The organism is Streptomyces sp. NPDC051563 (assembly GCF_044454225.1).
GTDB lineage: Bacteria > Actinomycetota > Actinomycetes > Streptomycetales > Streptomycetaceae > Streptomyces.
In genome coordinates this window covers 67,974-83,772 of record NZ_JBITDL010000009.1, presented here as the reverse complement: position 1 = coordinate 83,772, position 15,799 = coordinate 67,974, and the positions used below count along the sequence as shown (strand labels likewise).

The 15,799-nt window shown below is 73.5% G+C and carries 9 protein-coding genes; 4 read left to right on the top strand and 5 right to left on the bottom strand.

The features are described from left to right. The first annotated feature begins 33 nt into the window (after window positions 1-33). Both ACIA8F_RS12995 and ACIA8F_RS12990 read left to right on the top strand, forming a co-directional pair. Window positions 34-987, top strand: coding sequence for an amidohydrolase family protein (locus tag ACIA8F_RS12995; protein ID WP_399378370.1), 954 nt, complete (start codon window positions 34-36; stop codon window positions 985-987). 29 nt (window positions 988-1,016) lie between these two features. Next, window positions 1,017-2,462, top strand: a complete 1,446-nt coding sequence (locus ACIA8F_RS12990) for an amidohydrolase family protein (RefSeq protein WP_399378369.1) — start codon at window positions 1,017-1,019, stop codon at window positions 2,460-2,462. A gap of 219 nt (window positions 2,463-2,681) precedes the next feature. Here ACIA8F_RS12990 and ACIA8F_RS12985 read toward each other — a convergent pair whose 3' ends face one another. Continuing rightward, window positions 2,682-3,791, bottom strand: coding sequence for a hypothetical protein (locus tag ACIA8F_RS12985; protein WP_399378368.1), 1,110 nt, complete (start codon window positions 3,789-3,791; stop codon window positions 2,682-2,684). Window positions 3,792-3,994: 203 nt separating this feature from the next. Continuing rightward, complete coding sequence (locus ACIA8F_RS12980; protein WP_399378367.1) at window positions 3,995-4,567, bottom strand: TetR/AcrR family transcriptional regulator; 573 nt, start codon at window positions 4,565-4,567, stop codon at window positions 3,995-3,997. A gap of 78 nt (window positions 4,568-4,645) precedes the next feature. Between ACIA8F_RS12980 and ACIA8F_RS12975 the strand changes: the two genes are divergently transcribed. After that, window positions 4,646-5,278, top strand: a complete 633-nt coding sequence (locus tag ACIA8F_RS12975) for an NAD(P)-dependent oxidoreductase (RefSeq protein WP_399378366.1) — start codon at window positions 4,646-4,648, stop codon at window positions 5,276-5,278. Beyond that, window positions 5,275-6,183, top strand: coding sequence for an SDR family NAD(P)-dependent oxidoreductase (locus ACIA8F_RS12970; protein ID WP_399378365.1), 909 nt, complete (start codon window positions 5,275-5,277; stop codon window positions 6,181-6,183). The genes ACIA8F_RS12975 and ACIA8F_RS12970 overlap by 4 nt, the downstream gene beginning before the upstream one ends. 11 nt (window positions 6,184-6,194) lie before the next feature. On the opposite strand, the gene ACIA8F_RS12965 is transcribed toward ACIA8F_RS12970, so the two are convergent. From ACIA8F_RS12965 to ACIA8F_RS12955, 3 genes are read right to left on the bottom strand one after another with little or no spacing between them, the layout of a single operon-like run. Next, a complete protein-coding gene (locus tag ACIA8F_RS12965; RefSeq protein WP_399378364.1) occupies window positions 6,195-7,937 on the bottom strand; it encodes an acyl-CoA dehydrogenase in 1,743 nt (580 codons plus the stop codon). A 56-nt stretch (window positions 7,938-7,993) separates the two neighbouring features. Then, window positions 7,994-13,810: an alpha/beta fold hydrolase gene (locus tag ACIA8F_RS12960; RefSeq protein ID WP_399378363.1), complete on the bottom strand. Its 5,817-nt coding sequence runs from the start codon at window positions 13,808-13,810 to the stop codon at window positions 7,994-7,996. Between the two features lie 14 nt (window positions 13,811-13,824). Continuing rightward, a complete protein-coding gene (locus tag ACIA8F_RS12955) occupies window positions 13,825-15,594 on the bottom strand; it encodes a methyltransferase (RefSeq protein ID WP_399378362.1) in 1,770 nt (589 codons plus the stop codon). Window positions 15,595-15,799: the final 205 nt, after the last annotated feature.

Sequence of the window (15,799 nt, the reverse complement as noted above, 5' to 3'; positions counted from 1 at the left end):
GAGATCCCGGATCCACGAGCCAAGGAGCCCCGCGTGCCCCCGACGACCGGCCTGATCGATGTCCACGCCCACTTCGTCACGGACGGCTATGTCGCGGCGGCTCGAGCCGCAGGTGTCGAGCACCCGGACGGAATGCCGGGCTGGGCCACGTGGAGCGTCGGCCGGCAGCTCGACCTGATGGAGCGCACGGGCATCGAGAAGGCCTACCTCTCGGTCTCCTCCCCGGGCGTGCACTTCGGGGACGACGCAGGCGCCCGGACCTTGGCGCGGGAGGTCAACGCGTTCGCGGCCGGCCTCCGCGTCGAGCATCCCGGGCGGTTTGGCCACCTGGCCGCCCTGCCCCTGCCGGATGTCGAAGGCTCCCTCGCGGAAGCCGCTCACGCCCTCGACGAACTCGGTGCCGACGGTGTGGCCGTGGAGACCAACCATCACGGCCTCTACCTCGGCGACCCCCGGCTCGAACCCCTGTGGGAGGAACTCGACCGCCGAGCGGCCGTCGTCTTCGTCCACCCCACCTCACCGCCCCACGCCGAGCACCTCGCCCTGGGCCGGCCGCGGTCGATGCTGGAGTTCCTCTTCGACACCGCGCGGACCGCGAGCGACCTGCTCCTGCGCGGCGTGTTCACGCGGCATCCGCGGATCCGCTGGGTGCTGACCCACGGCGGTGGCGCCCTGCCGCTGCTCGCCGACCGCATCGACCTGTTCGCCGCGATGGCGGGGGAGCGCGCCCAGGACACGGCCGGCGCGGTGGAGCAGCTCGGCCGGCTCTGGTACGACATGGCAGGCACGCCCTTCCCGCGCCAGATCCCGGCACTGGAGGCCGCGTTCGGCACCGACCTCATCGTCTACGGAAGCGACTCCTGCTGGACCCCCGCGGAAGCGGTCCTCGCCCAGGTCGCGTCCATCGACGCGGCGCCGCAACCTTCCGCCACCGACACCTGGCGCGACCTCACCACCCGCAACGCACACCGCCTGTTCGGCATGTGACGGACCGCACGACCACCCCTGGGAGAGACATGAGCAGGTACGTAGAACCGTCCGTGGTCCGAGGACGCGTGTGGCTGAGGGACGTCACCGTGGTGGATCCGCTGGACGGATCCACCACGACAGGTCAGGACGTGGTGGTCGAAGGGGACCGGATCGTGTCCGTGACGGCGACCGGCGCCAAGGCCGTGGACGCGCACGTGGTGGAGGGAGGGGGCCGATTCGCCGTCCCGGCGTTCATGGACATGCACATGCACGCCCTGAACACTCCCGACGACGTCGACGGCACCTACGCTCTGATGCTCGCCAACGGCGTCGTCGGCTTCCGGCAGATGTCGGGCAGCAGGGCGCTGCTGAAATCCCGGCGCGAGGGCACGCTGCCCCGGCCGACCGGCGCACCGGCACTCAAGGCGACCGCCGGTGACCTGCTGACCCCGCTGAACGCCGGCACGGTCGACGCCGCAGTGCGGACCGTGCGGGAACAACACCGGGACGGAGCCGACTTCGTCAAGGCGGGCATGACCACCGGGGAGACCTTCCTGGCAGCGCTGAAGGAGGCGAACCGGCTCGGTATCCGCCTGGGCGGCCATCTGCCGGCCGACCTCGACCCCCGCCAGGCCGCGCTCGGCGGAGTGTGGTCGATCGAGCACCTGGGACCCGGTGTCACGGTGTTCGCGGCCGCGTCCTCCCGCGAGGCCGAGGTCCGCGCCACGAAGGCGGCCCGCAAGCTCCCGCCGATCCCCACCGTCAGGATCCCGGGCGCCGAGAAGCTGGTGATGAGGCTGGTCAAGGGCATGGCCGTGAACCCGGCGACCGGAACCTCAGAAGAGGAGGCCCACGCCTACGAGCTCGCCGACGCCTCCTACGACCAGCACAAGGCCGAGGAACTGGGCGCCTTGTTCGCCCGACACACCACCTGGCAGTGCCCGACCCTGATCCGGGTGCACACCCAGCAGTTCGGCGACTCACCCGAACACACCGCGGACCCCAGGCGCCGCTACATGGCCCCCAGCGAGCTGCGCGCCTGGGACAAGTCGGCGAGAAAGTTCGCCCGTCTCCCCGACAGCACCCGGGGCGCCCTGCGTGGACACTGGGCCGCGCAACTGCGGATGACCAAGACCTTCGCGGATGCCGGAGTCCCCATGGTGGCGGGCACGGATGCCTGCGGAGCCGCCGGGATCATCCCCGGCTTCTCCCTCCACGACGAGTTCGACCACCTCGCAGAGGCCGGACTCGATCCCCTGACCATCCTGCGGATGACCACCACCGAACCGGCCCGGTTCCTGGGCGAGGAAGGCGCCTTCGGCCGGATCGCCGCCGGCCTGCCCGCCGACCTCGTCCTCCTGGACGAAGACCCGCTGCAGCACCACACCGCCCTGCGCAAGATCGCGGGAGTGATGAGGGACGGCTCCTGGTGGTCCCGCGCCGAACTCGACGCCGTCCTGGACCGCATCGCCGCCAAGCCCGGTGCACACTGACCCAGCACGTAGTACGCCGAGCTCTCGGTCCTGGTCTGCTGCGGGACTGTCCGGCCCTGTCGGCCATCCTGAGCACAGACGAACCCGCCCGGCGCACTTCCCACCGACACCGCGCTCACCGCTTCTGAGCCGTGGCGGACGTGGCGGACGTGGCGGACGTGGCGGGGGTCGTGGGGGTCGTGGGTGCCTGGCGATCGCGTTCTGGTTCGGACCCCGGCGCTACGCGGACCCCGGGGCCGTGAGCGCGCCGACGAGCCAGGGCATGGCACGCCGCTCGACCGCGATGAGGACCTCGGTGTCGCCGTCCCGGCATTGGGCTATGCGGAAGAACTGCCACTGGTTGCCCCGTAGCGCGGGACCGGGGTCGGTGGCGTACGGGTGGCGGACCCGCTCCAGCACCAGGCCGGGCGGCAGCGGCGTGCGTCCTGAACGGCCGCTCGGGTCGTTGGTCCATGCCAGAACTCCGGGGCCTACGACGATGTGGGTGTGGCGCGGGGTGCCTCCGGGGCCGCTGGTGTCGCCGAACAGGAGAGCCGGGAAGGTCCGGTCCCGTTTCCTCGTGCGTGGGCGGACCCGGATCGTGTCGGTGTTCGTCCTCATCAGGTAGAGGCAGCCGGCGGCCATGGCGGCCACCCCGCCTGCCAGGACGAAACCGGACCAGCGCAGCGTCTCGCGGACGCTGTCGTACATGATCGGGGAGGTCCCCAGGATGACGGCCAGGAGGAGCAGCCCCAAGACCGGCACGTTGAACTGCCAGGGGGTGGTGCGCCAGGAGCGCGAGGGGAACCAGGTGAACCAGGCCCCGCCCCACAGCAGGGCGGCGCCTGCGGGCCCCAGGCCAAGGGCCCAGCCGAGCGGGGTCCGGTGGGCGGTGCGCGGGTCGTGCTCGGTGAAGACGGTCCTGGCGGCCTTGCCGGTGCCGTAGTTGACGTGCCGGATCTCGCCCCGCCAGCTGACCAGCCGCAGCGCCGTCCCGGCGGGCGCGAAGGAGGAGCTGGTGGAGCCGGGCACCCGGATCTCCTGCCGGCCACCGTCCTCCCGCCGGACCTCCAGGTAGACCCTCCGATTGCGGCTGCCCTTGCTACGGATCTCTTCCAAGACGGCCGGCACCCCGCTCAGGCAGTCGCCCGTTCGCTCCCGCGCGCTCCCGGCCACGCAGCTGGTGGCGGCGTCGTACGCACGGGCGTCGGCCCGGTCCTGGGGCACGGGGACGAGGAGCAGCCAGACCCCGGTCAGGATCGCCGCCACCCCCATGACCATCGCGGGTACGGAGTACAGCAGCCTCCGCGGGCTCGGCGGGGCGGCGGAGGGGGCAATCCGGATGATCACGCAGCCCAAGGATGCCCGAAGCCGCCCTCCCGTGACGGCATGCGGACGAGTGGCCTAGACCACTCGGCGCGGAGAACGCACCTTCGCATTGCGTCATGACCGGAGCCGGAATGCTCCCATGGGTGAGGGCGAGCGCCTTCTGCGCCGGGGCGCGCGGCCGGCGACTTGGGTGAGGTGGCCCTCGCTGATCATCTCCGAAACCACTACGGGGAGGTGGTCCAGGTGCCGAGGGCGGCGATGGCGGCCTCGATGAGGGTGGGGTCGGTCGGGGCGTGTTCGATGGTGCTCCGGTAGTACAGCGGGCCGATGGTCAGGGCGGCGGCGTTCCGGCTCGCGAGGGAGAGGGTCACCTCGCCACGCGCCTCGGCTTCGTCGAGGGCGCCCGCGAGCCTGTCGGTGAGGATGCCGGCGAACCGTGCGCGGCGGGCGTCCATCGCCTCGTCCCACAGGGCGGTGCTGGCGAGGGTGGTGGAGGCGGCGCGTACGTCGTCGAGTTCGAGCTGGCGGGCGAGCGCCTCCAGTTCCCGGCGGAGCCACGCCCGTGTGGGGACGGTGGGTTCGGCGAGGAACGGCATGGGGACGGTGGCCATGGCTTCGAGGAGGAGGGGCTCGGCCTGGGGCCAGTGACGGTAGACCGTCGCGCGTCCCACTCCGGCGCGCTCGGCCACCCGGGCATGCGTCACCGCGGTCGGACCGCTGTCCAGCAGCAGTTGGCGGGCGGCGTTCAGGATCGCTTCGCGGCTCCGCAGGAAGCGGGGGTCTGTATCGCTGGTCACGGACCAATCTTATGAGACAACTTGACTCGCAGTGCGCGGGTTGCGCATCCTTGCTCTATGAGACAATCTGTTTCACAGATGGAGCGTGTGGTCGTTCTCGGAGCGTCTGGTGCCACCGGACGGCACGTGGTGGCCACGGCTCTCCACCGCGGACACCACGTCGTCGCGCTGGTCCGTCGGACGGGAACCTTCGAGCCGAGGGGCGGACTGGACGAGGTGAGCTTGCCCGATGTTGCGGACGCGTCGACCCTCATCCGCGCCCTCACGTACAACCCGCGGGGCACCGGTGTAGTGATCAGCGCACTCGGCGGGGCGCAGAAGGGGCCGACGACGGTCTGCACCGACGGCATCCGCTCCGCGGTGGCGGCGATGCGGACCGCCGGGGCGCACCGGCTGATCACCGTCAGCGCGTACGGCGTACTGGAGACCCGCGGCGAGTCGCTGTACTCCAAGGCGGTGTGGGCGGGCGTGGCCGAGCGGATGCGCGACAAGGAGACGATGGAGAAGGCCGTCACCAGCTCCGGCCTGGACTGGACGATCGTGCGGCCGCCGAAACTCTCGGACCACGGCCCGACCGGGAAGTACCGCACCGGAACAGGCCTGGCCGTCCGGCTGTGGAGTTCCATCGGCCGCGCCGACCTCGCGGCCTTCCTCGTCGACGAGGCCGAGACCCCGCGCTACACCCACGCCCACCCGCGGATCACACGATGAACGCACCCCTCCCCGAGCTGTCGGGCCGGGTAGCCGTCGTCACGGGCGCATCCGGCGGCATGGGCCGGATCATCGCCACCGACCTCGCCCGCGCGGGCGCCCACGTCATCGCGGTGGCCCGCGATCCCGCCCGGACGGACGCCCTGCGCACCGGCCTCGGCGCACAGGCGGCACACCGGCTGCACGTGGTCACCGCGGACCTGTCCCGGCGCGCCGACGTGATCACCGCGTCCCGGACCATCCGGGAGCGCCACGACCGGATCCACATCCTCGTCAACAACGCCGGCGCCCACTTCCCCGACCACCGCCTCTCGGCCGACGGCGTCGAGATGCACATCGCCCTCGACTACCTCGCCGCGTACGGCCTCACCACCCTGCTGGACGGGCCTCTGCGACGCGGCCGGGCCCGTGTGGTCAACGTCGCCAGCGACACCCTGAACGACACCCGGCAGATCAAACTCGCGGGCCGGCCCCGCCCGGCCACCCTCGATCTGACCGGTGTCGACGACCTCGCACAGCTCAACCCGCGGGACGGCTTCGTACCGTTCGAGGCCTACGCGCGCGCCAAGCTGATGACCGTCACCGCCGGATTCGCCCTCGCCCGGGACCTGGCCACCGACGGAGTGACCCTGAACGCGCTGCACCCCGGGATCGTCGCCACCGGCATCATCGACCACCTGGTGCCACCGCTGCTACGCCCTCTGCGCGGACTGATCCGCCGCGGCATGCTCACCCCCGCCGAAGGAGCGAAGACCGCGACCCGCCTCGCGACCGACCCCGACCTGGTCGGCGTCACGGGGCGCTACTTCGTCCGCGACACCGACTCCGCGACTCCGGCGGTGTCCCAGGACACCGGGATCCAGAACAGGCTCCTCGCCCTGAGCCGCACCCACTTCCCGGGCTAGCAGTTCCCGCGTCACCCCGAGCCCGAGAGGTCGGCCACGTAGTCTTCGCCGCCCAGCGGGCCCTTGGCCATCCCGGCAGGTACGCCCAGCACCTCCAGCACCGCGTCCGCGTGCGCGGCCAGGTCGTGGCAGACCTCGGTCAGCCGGTCGGGCAGGAGGCGGGTGTCCTCGATGGTGAGCAGCCCGGCCTCGTGGAACCAGCCGGTGTCAGCGAGGGTCTCCTCCAGGCAGAACAGCAGGTACAGGGCTGTGCGGACGTGGGGATGGCCGGATTCGGAGTGCGGGGCCGGCAGCGCGGTGTGGACCGCCTCGGCGGTCACGCGTGCCAGGTGCGCCGCGGCGAACCGTTCGGCCAGGTCGCTGCAGTGGTCCCAGACCAGGAAACCGTCCGTGCCCGTGGCCTCGGCGGCGCGCAGGGCGCCGGTGAGCTCCTCGTGGAGCAGGTGCTCGCGAGCCCGGAACAGGCTCAGCCAGGGATCGGCCGCGGCCCCGGCCGGCGCGACGTAGCCGGTGCCCGCGGCCATGGAGCGGGCCGCGTCGAGGAGGATCAGCCGGTTGTCGCCGCCGGCCGACTGGAAGGCCATGGCCAGCCCGTGGTACTCGATGAGGCGGTTCTCCGAGAAGAAGGAAGCAGCGCCGGCCGCCGACCGGCTCCGGGAGATCGCCTGCTCCGCGAGCCGGTCGGCGGCGACCTTGGACAGGGCGCAGCGGCGCATCACCTCGGGGGCGGGCCCGCGGCCGCGGCCTCCCCCTTCGGGCACGTACCAGCAGTCCTCGCTGGACGCCCGGGCCAGGACGGAGGCGGCTTGGGCCTGGGCGGCGGCGACGAACAGGAGCCGACGCTGGTTGAGATGGGTGAGCGCGGGAACGCTGCCGGCAAGCCGGTCGTGGGTCCGTCGGCGTACCGAGTGCCGCAGGGCGATGCTCGCGGCGGAGCGCGCAGCCGCCGCGAGCCCCACCGTGACGGCGCCGCAGGCGAACCGGCTCATGCCGAGGCTGCGGCCGGTTCGGGCCGCGGGATCCGCCAGCGGGTCGTGAAACGTTCCCCCTTCGTCGATGCCGGCGCCGTCGGCGAGCCAGCGGTGCAGGGGCACCCGCACCCCCTCGAAACCGACGGTCGCGTAGTCCAGGGACAGGAGGGCGGTCGGCGGCCGCGGATGTATCCGGACTCCCGGACGCGGTGCCCGGGCGTCCCGCAGCGGGACGAGGAAGAGGAACGTCCCGCGGTCCTCGCCGCCGGTGTACAGCCGCGCGCTGACCACGGCCAGCCTCGGTATGCCCGCAAGACCTACGTTGGGCGGGTACTTGGCCGCTGACGGGTCGGGGGTGTCGAGGACGAACTCGCGGGTCGCCGGGTCGTACACGGCGCGGGTGCGGATGTCCGCGCTGCTGCTCCCCAGGCCGAGTTCCGTCATGAGCGCCGCGCCTACGGCGCGGGCCGAGGCGAGCTCGGCTATGTCGTCGTCGTGGGCGCCGTAGTCGAGGGCCGGGCCGATGGTCATGCAGTGGTGGAGGAACATGACGTGGAAGAGCGCGGGGTCGGTCATCGCGGTCAGTTCGAGCAGGTCCCGCAGTCTGCGGTGGTCTGCGAGCAGCGGCTCGGCGCCGCCGAGGACGGCCGTGATGCGCCGCAGGCGCTCGTACGCCCATGCCCCGGGCTCCGGGGGCGGGCTACCCCCGGGCATGGAGGTGATCCGGTCGAACGAGGCGTCGGAGAGGAGCGCGACGAGGTCCTGGTCGTACGGGGCGGTCATGCCTGCTTCCTTCGTTCTCTGTTCGGGGGCCGGGCGCGGACCTGAGGACGGCGCGGTCACCGGTCCGAGAGCCAGTCGCCGAGAACGGCGGCCACCGAGGCCGCATGGGGCGCGTCCATCATCGTGAAGTGGTCTCCGTCGGCGGTGGCGGTGGTGTGGGCCGCGTGACGGCGGGGTTCGGGGCCGCCCGCGGCGGTGCCCGGCAGCGGTAGGGCGGCACGGATCAGCAGCGTCGGGGTGGAGGCCGGTCCGGCGCTCAGGCCGTCGAGGAGCCGCAGGTAGGCACCGGTCGCGGTCAGGCGGGTGGTGCCGACCCCCGCGGAGCCGAGCACGCCCTCGCGTGCGGCGGCCGCGGTGAGGAAGCGGGGCATCAGCGCGGTGTGGAAGAGGTCGTCGTCCTCGAAGGTGTCCAGCAGGACGAGCCCGGCGGCGGGCCGCCCCAGTCGTTCCAGTCGTGCGGCCAGGGCGCGGGCGACCAGCCCTCCCGAGGAGTGCCCGCACAGGACGTACGAGGAGCCCGGGCCGAGCCGGGTGACGGCCGCCGTGTGCACGGCGAGCAGCGCCTCCCCGTCGGCCGGCAGCCGTTCGCCGGGTCCGAACCCCGGATGCGGGAGGGCCAGCACGCCGCGATGGTCCGGCAGGAGGCGGGCGAGCGCCGCGTACTCGTGGGGGCCTCCCGCCGGGACGACGGACGGCAGGCACAGCAAGGTCGGCGCGGTGTTTCCGTCGGCCAGCCGGACGGCCGGGGGCACGTGCGCGGCGTGGGAGGCGCCGTCGAAGGCGGGGCGCAGCAGGGCGGCGTCCGCGATCAGGCGCAGCGCCACGTCGGCCCGGCCGGTGGCCAGGGCCTGCCGGTACAAGGCTTCGAGTCCGTCCGGGAGTTCTCCGTCCGTGCCGGGCACGCGCCGTTCCAGGAGCCGGGTGAGGTGGCGGCTCAGCTCGGCGGGAGTGGGGTGGTCGAAGACCACGGTGGACGCCAGTTCCAGGCCGAGTCGGTGGGCGAGCCGGGTGCGCAGCTGGGCGGCGGGCAGCGAGGTCATCCCGGCGGAGAGGAACGCCTCGTCCGCCGCGGGGCCGGCGCCGTCCCCGTCCCCGTATCCGAGGACATCGGCCGCGAGGGACCGTACGAGGTCCAGGACCGCTGCTTCGCCGGTCGGAGCGGTGTCGCCCGCCGCGGTCGCCGCCGAGCGTACGGGCGGGCGCGGGGCGGGGACGCCGTGGCCCGCGGGCATGAGCCAGTGGCGCTCGCGCTCGAAGGGGTAGGTGGGGAGGTCGGCGTGGCCGGCTCCGCGGCCGGGTCCGGATACGGATGTCCGCCAGTCGACGGGCGCCCCCTGGACGAAGGCTTCGGCGGCGGAGAGCAGGAAGCGCCGCAGGCCCCCCTCGCCGCGCCGCAGCGTTCCGACGGCGGCGGCCGGCAGGCCGGCCGACTCCGCGGTCTCGTGGACGCCGTGGACGAGCAGCGGATGCGGGCTCATCTCCAGGAAGGTGGTGAACCCCGCGTCGAGCGCGGCTCTCACCGCAACGGCGAACTCGACGGGACGGCGCAGGTTGCGGTACCAGTAGTCTCCCGTCAGCCCGGTCGTGTCGAGGAGGGCGCCCTCCACCGTCGAGTAGAAGGGAACGCGCGCCGCACGCGGAGCGAGCCCCGCGAGGTTCGAGAGGAGCGGGACGCGCACGGCCTCGACGGCGGCGGAGTGGGAGGCGTAGCCGACCGGGACGGCCTTGGCCCTGATCCCCTCGGCGGTCAGTTCAGCCACCAAGCGGGCGACGGCGCCGGGCGCTCCGGTCACCACGGTGGAGCGGGGGGCGTTGACCGCGGCGACCGACAGGGAGGCCGTGTCGGGTCCGGTCGACCTCGCCATCCGGGCGGCGGTGTCCTGCCGGGAGAGGGCGACGGTGGCCATGGCGCCGGCGGGCAGGGCCCGCACGGCGGCGGCTCGTCGGGCCACGACTGCGGCGGCGTCGGAGAGGTCGAGGGCGCCCGCCACGTGGGCGGCGGCGATCTCGCCCTGACTGTGGCCGATGACGGCGTCGGGCAGGACGCCGTAGGACCGCCACTGCTCTGCGAGGGAGACCATGACGGCGAACAGCGCGGTCTGGGCCACGTCGTCCCGGCTGAGGGGAGGCGCTCCGGGGGCGCCGCGCAGGACGTCGGTGACGGACCAGTTCACGTGCGCGGCCAGGGCCCGGTCGCAGGTGGCGAAGGCATCGGCGAACGCTGTCGACTCGCCCAGGAGCTCGACTGCCATACCGGGCCATTGAGCTCCCTGGCCGGGGAAGACGAAGACCGTACGGGTACGGGGGAGGGCGCGTCCGGCGACGACCCGGGGATGCCACTGCCCGTCGGCCACCGCCCTCAGGCCTTGGCGCAGTTCCTCGGGGGCGCCGGGAACAACCACGGCGCGGTGTTCGAACACGCTTCTGCCCAGCGCGAGTTGTCGTGCGGCGGCGGGGTCGGTGACCGCCGGGGCCTGTGCGAGCCCGGCCGCGGCCGCCCGCAGTGCGGGCTGGGTACGGGCGGACAGCACCCAGGGCAGGGGCCGCCCGGCCGCCGACTGCGCGGCGGGATGAGCGGTCGGCGCGTCGGGTTGCGGGGGTTCCTGGAGGATGAGGTGGCCGTTCGTTCCGCTGATGCCGAAGGCGGACACCGCCGCCCGGCGGGGCCCGGTCCCACGGGGCCAGGGCAGTGAGTCGCGCAGCAGACGCAGGGAACCGCTCCCCCCGGCGACACGGGGGCTGGGCCGGTCGGAGTGGAGCGTGCGGGGAAGGGTGCCGTGACGCAGAGCCAGGACCGTCTTGATGACCCCGGCGACCCCTGCGGCCGCCTGGGTATGGCCGATGTTCGCCTTGATGGAGCCGAGCCCGAGCGGCCGGTCTCCGCGCCGCTCCCGGCCGTAGGCGGCGAGCAGGGCCTCGGTCTCGATCCGGTCGCCCAGTGGTGTTCCGGTGCCGTGGGCCTCGACCAGGTCGATGTCGGCGGCCGTGAGCCGTGCGTCGGCCAGCGCCTCCCGGATGACCTGTTCCTGCGCCGGGCCGCTGGGGGCGGTGAGGCCGTTGCTCGCCCCGTCCTGGTTCACGGCGGAGCCGGCCAGGACGGCCAGGACCGGGTGCCCCTCGCGCCGGGCCCGCGACAGGCGTTCCAGTACGAGCACTCCGGCCCCCTCGCCCCATCCCGCGCCGTCGGCGGCTTCGGAGAAGGGTTTGCACCGGCCGTCGGCGGACAGCGCACCCTGCCGGCCGAAGTCGATGAAGGAGGCGGGGGTCGACATGACCGTGACCCCGCCCGCGAGGGCCAGGCCGCACTCCCCGCGCAGCAGGGCCTGACGGGCCAGGTGCAGGGAGACCAGGGAGGAGGAACAGGCTGTGTCGACGGTCAGTGCGGGGCCCGTCAGGCCGAGGGTGTAGGCGATGCGCCCGGACGCGACACTGGCCGCGTTCCCCGTCAGCAGGCCTCCGTCGTAGGCCTCGGGGGACTCGCTCACCCGGGGCGCGTAGTCGGACGCCATCATGCCGACGAAAACGCCGGTACGGGAGCCCCGCAGGGACCGCGGATCGATCCCGGCGCGTTCCAGTGCCTCCCAGGAGGTCTCCAGGAGCAGGCGCTGCTGCGGATCCATGGCCGTCGCCTCGCGCGGCGAGATCCCGAAGAAGCGGGCGTCGAAGCCGGCCGCGCCGGCGAGGAAGCTGCCGCGGCGGGCCGGGGTCGCTCCGGGCCGGTCCGGATCGGGGTGGCGCAAGGCGGCCAGGTCCCAGCCCCGGTCCTCGGGGAACTCACCCACGGTCTCCCGCCCGTCGATGACGAGCCGCCACAACTCCTCCGGCGTACGGACGCCTCCGGGGAAGCGGCAGCCCATACCGGTGATCACCACGGGGTCGTCCGCCTCCGGCACCGGGACTCGGACATGTCCGCCGACCCGGCTGGAGTGAGCGTCGCGCACGTCCGTGACAGCGGTCTCACCCGCGAGGGTCAGCAGGTGGGCGGCCAGGGCCGGCGTCGTGGGGTGGCCGAAGACCGCGGTGGCGGCCACCGGCAGACCGGTCAACGCGGCCAGTGTCCCCGCCATGCGCACCGCGGCGAGGGAGCCGATGCCACGGTCGCGGAAGGCTGCGTCCGGGCCGGCATCCTCGTTCCCTGCCCCGTCGGTGACCTCCCGCACCGCGTCGTCGACCAGCTCCTGAGCCCGTCGCGTGCGCTCCGACGGGGTCAGGGCCGCCAGACCGGCCGCCCATGCGGGATCTCCGTGCGCGATCGGGGCCGCGAGCAGGGCCGTCAGAGCGACCCGGGCGACTTTGCCGGTGGGGGTCATCGGGACCTCGTCGACGACGAGCAGTTCGAGGGGCCACTTGTACTCGGCGACGCCCTTGGCCCGCAGGTGGGCCCGGACCTCGTCGAGCCCGATGGCGGCGCCCGGGCGCACGGCGGCCACCAGGCACGGGATCTCGCCCAGCCTGGCATCCGGCCGTGCCCCGACCGCGAGTGCGGTGAAGGGAAGGTCCCCGAGGAGGCCCTCGACCTCCGCGGCGCTGAACTTCACGCCCCCGACGTTGATCAGCTCGGCCTCGCGGCCCCGGAAACCGAAGGTGCCGTCGCCCTGGCGTGCGGCCCGGTCGCCGGTGCGCAGCCAGCCGTCGTGAGTGAAGGCGGCGCGGGTGGCGTCGGGATCACCGAGGTAGCCGCGGAACAGGTGCGGGCCCCTGAACTGCAGCTCGCCGGTCTCGCCGTCCGGGCACGGCGTCCCGTCGGGTGCGAGGACCCGGGCCTCGCTGCCGGTGACGGGCCGGCCGATGCCCCGTACGGCCGCCTCCGGCGGGTCGTCGGGCCGGGTGTACATGCCGGCGCCGAGCTCGGACATGCCCCACTGCACGATGGTCCGGGCCCCCAACAGGCCCCGTACCTCGGTGACCAGATCGCCGGGGACGGCCGCACCGCCGGTCCGCACTTCGTGGAGCCGCACGCTCTGCTCCGCCCGTGCCCCGTCCCGGCCTGCCGTCCGCTGCACCAGGTCGCGCAGCTGGGCCGGGACGGCGAACAGCGTGGTCCGCTCCCCGGCGTCCGCGAGCGTGCGCAGGGCGTCGGCGTCCCAGGCCGGCAGGAGCGCCTGGCGCGCGCCGGTCAGGAGGGACAGGTGCACCGAGAGCAGGCCGAACAGGTGCGTGAACGGGCTGGCGCTGATCAGGGTGCGGTCCGCGGCGGCGCCGCCGTCGCGGGCCACCACCGCCGCGTTCGACAGGAGCCCGCCGTGGCTGTGCAGGCAGATCTTGGGGCGGGCCGAAGTGGTTCCCGAGGAGGGCAGCAGGACGAAGGGCGTGTCGGGAGTGACCGCGACGGGCTCGGGCCGGGCGCCCGCGTGCACCCGTACGAGCTCGGCGAACGAGCCCGCGGTGTACGTGCCTCCGGGGCCGTCGGGTGCCCGGCCCGCCCCCGCGCCGGAGGTGATCAGCGTGTGCTCCACGCAACCGGGCCGCGCCTCCCGCGCCGCACCCGCCGCATCGGCCGAGACCACGAGCAAGCGGGCCCCGGCCCGCTCCAGCAGCGCCCGCACCTCCCGCCCTCCGAGGACCCGGTGCAGGGGCAGCATCACGGCGCCGATGTCGGCGATCGCCACGTGGGCCAGGAGGAATTCCCAGGAGTTGGCCAGTTGGACGGCGACCACGTCACCGGTGCGGACGCCGAGGTGCTGCAAGCCGGCCCCCAGCGCCCGTGACTCCTCCCTCCACTGCCGCCACGTCCGCCGCTGGTGCGCGTCGCGCACCGCGTACGCACCGGGGTCACCGGTCACGGCCGCGGCGAACACCTCCGGCAGCGTGCGAAGGGAGTCCTGCTCCGGCGCCGGAGGCTGGACGAGGTAGTCGCCTGACGAAAGGGGCATGGGAGGGCTCCGGGCTAGGAGGTGCGGCGGGCGCGGATCAGGAAGCCGTCCAGCGGCAGGGGCGACACCGCGACCGGGGTGAAGCCCGCAGCGCTGAGGAGCCGGCCGTAGTGCTCGGCCGTCCGCTCGCGGCCGCCGACGTTGCAGAGCATGTGGACGTCCCAGGCAGGAGCGAGCGAAGGGCGGCCGTCCTCGGGCAGGAGGCGTTCGACGACCAGCAGTTCCGCGCCGGGCTCCATCGCCAGCGCGCACCGGCTCAGGATGGTGGCGCACTGCTCGTCGTCCCAGTCGTGCAGCACCCGCGAGAGGAGGTACACGTCCCCGCCGCGCGGCACGGACTCGGTGAAGTCGCCCACCACGAAGGTGCAGCGGTCCGCGCAGCCCGCCCGACCGAGCCGCTCGCGGGCAGCCCGCACGGCCTGGTCCCGCTCGAACAGGATGCCCCGCAGGTGCGGGTGGCGGCTCAGGACCTGGGCCAGCAGCTCGCCGTTGCCGCCCGCGACGTCGACGACCACCGCGGCGCCGGAGAGGTCGGCCAGTCCCGCGATCGGGTCGAACATCTCGGCACTGGCCGCCATCGCCCGGTCGAAGAGGCCGGCGAGGCGCGGGTGCCCGGCGAAGTGGTCGAAGTGGCCCTGCCCGTGGAGGCGGGCGAAGCCGTCGCCTCCCGTGCGTACGGAGTGTGCCAGCTCCGCGAAGGACCGGTAGAAGGGGCCGCCGTACAGCAGGGCGAGGGGCGCCATCGAACGGGGCGCATCCTCGCGGAGCAGCGCCCCTGTCCCGGAGAGGGCGTACGAGTCCTCCCGCGCCTCCAGGAGTCCCAGGGCGGCGAGATAGCGCAGCAGACGGCCAAGGGCATCGGGCTGGGCACCGACGCGTACGGCGAGGTCCGCGACTGCCTGAGCCTCCTGAGCGGATGCCGTGCCCGGGAGGTGGTCGGCGATGCCCAGTTCGGCCGCGACGGCTATCGCCTGCGTGGCCCAGGCCCCGGTCATGAGTCCGAGGAGCGCACGCGCGGGTTCCTCGCCGTCGTTCGAGCCGGCCCGCGTCTCGACGGTGCGGCGCGGGGCGGTATGAGCGGTCAGGGCTCCCTCGAAGTGTCCCGGGGCGCTGAGTTCGATCCGGTGCCCCAGCGCCCCGGACCTGCTCGACCGGTCACCGTGCCCGGCCGGGTGCCCGTCCGGCGGAGGCTGAAAGCAGAGGACGGTCGTGTCCTCGTGCTCGTTGTGGCCGCCGCCGTCGGCCCGCAGCCCGCCCCGGGACATCAGGAGCGTCCGGAGCCCAGCGAGGACCACCTCGTCCGCCGACCCGACCGCGAAGGCCACGTGTGACTCGTTCCGCTCGGCACGTTCCCGGGCCGCGATCGCCTCGTGCCCAGGTCCGGTCCTGCCGGCGAGGGCGAAGATCTCCACCTCCCGCAGGCCGCCGTTCGCCACCGGAACCGGGGCGCGCAGGATGACGACGTCCAGCCCGGCAGGATCGATGCCGTGGCGGAGCGCGACACGCTCCCGGACGACCGTGCTCGGCAGCGCCGTGCCGACCGCCAGTCCCGCGTCGGCAAGTACCTTGCGGAGCAGCTCGATCGAACGAGGGAAGACCATCACCGCAACGTGCGCCAACACGCAATGAGCACCTACCGCCGACCGCTCCGCCTCACCGAGGCCGGGCACAAGCGCCTCCAGCGCGGTGTCGGTGTCGTACGTGTCCACGTACTCCAAGGCGTCGTCGAGCGCTGCGGAGTCCTCCCTGTGCAGACCGCCTGACCGCGGCTGATTGTTCGTCACCAGAGCTCCTGTGCAACGGTATTCGCGCTCCAGCGCAGATTATCCGAGCATTCCTGATCATGAAGACGAACACTGTCTGTGACCGGAAAGGACCCATGGCGCGTCGGGGCCGCCCACCAGGGCCGAGCCGGGACCGGGGACCCTGTCTTGCCCTTGGACACCCCGCTATCGTGCAGTAGGAGCAGACTATTTACGCGTGGGAGTG

Bases quoted from the DNA above. Each gene is read 5' to 3' on its own strand.
- ACIA8F_RS12990 (WP_399378369.1), top strand. From the start codon at position 1,017: ATGAGCAGGTACGTAGAACCGTCCGTGGTCCGAGGACGCGTGTGGCTG.
- ACIA8F_RS12975 (WP_399378366.1), top strand. From the start codon at position 4,646: ATGGAGCGTGTGGTCGTTCTCGGAGCGTCTGGTGCCACCGGACGGCAC.
- ACIA8F_RS12970 (WP_399378365.1), top strand. From the start codon at position 5,275: ATGAACGCACCCCTCCCCGAGCTGTCGGGCCGGGTAGCCGTCGTCACG.
- ACIA8F_RS12965 (WP_399378364.1), bottom strand. From the start codon at position 7,937: ATGACCGCCCCGTACGACCAGGACCTCGTCGCGCTCCTCTCCGACGCC.
- ACIA8F_RS12960 (WP_399378363.1), bottom strand. From the start codon at position 13,810: ATGCCCCTTTCGTCAGGCGACTACCTCGTCCAGCCTCCGGCGCCGGAG.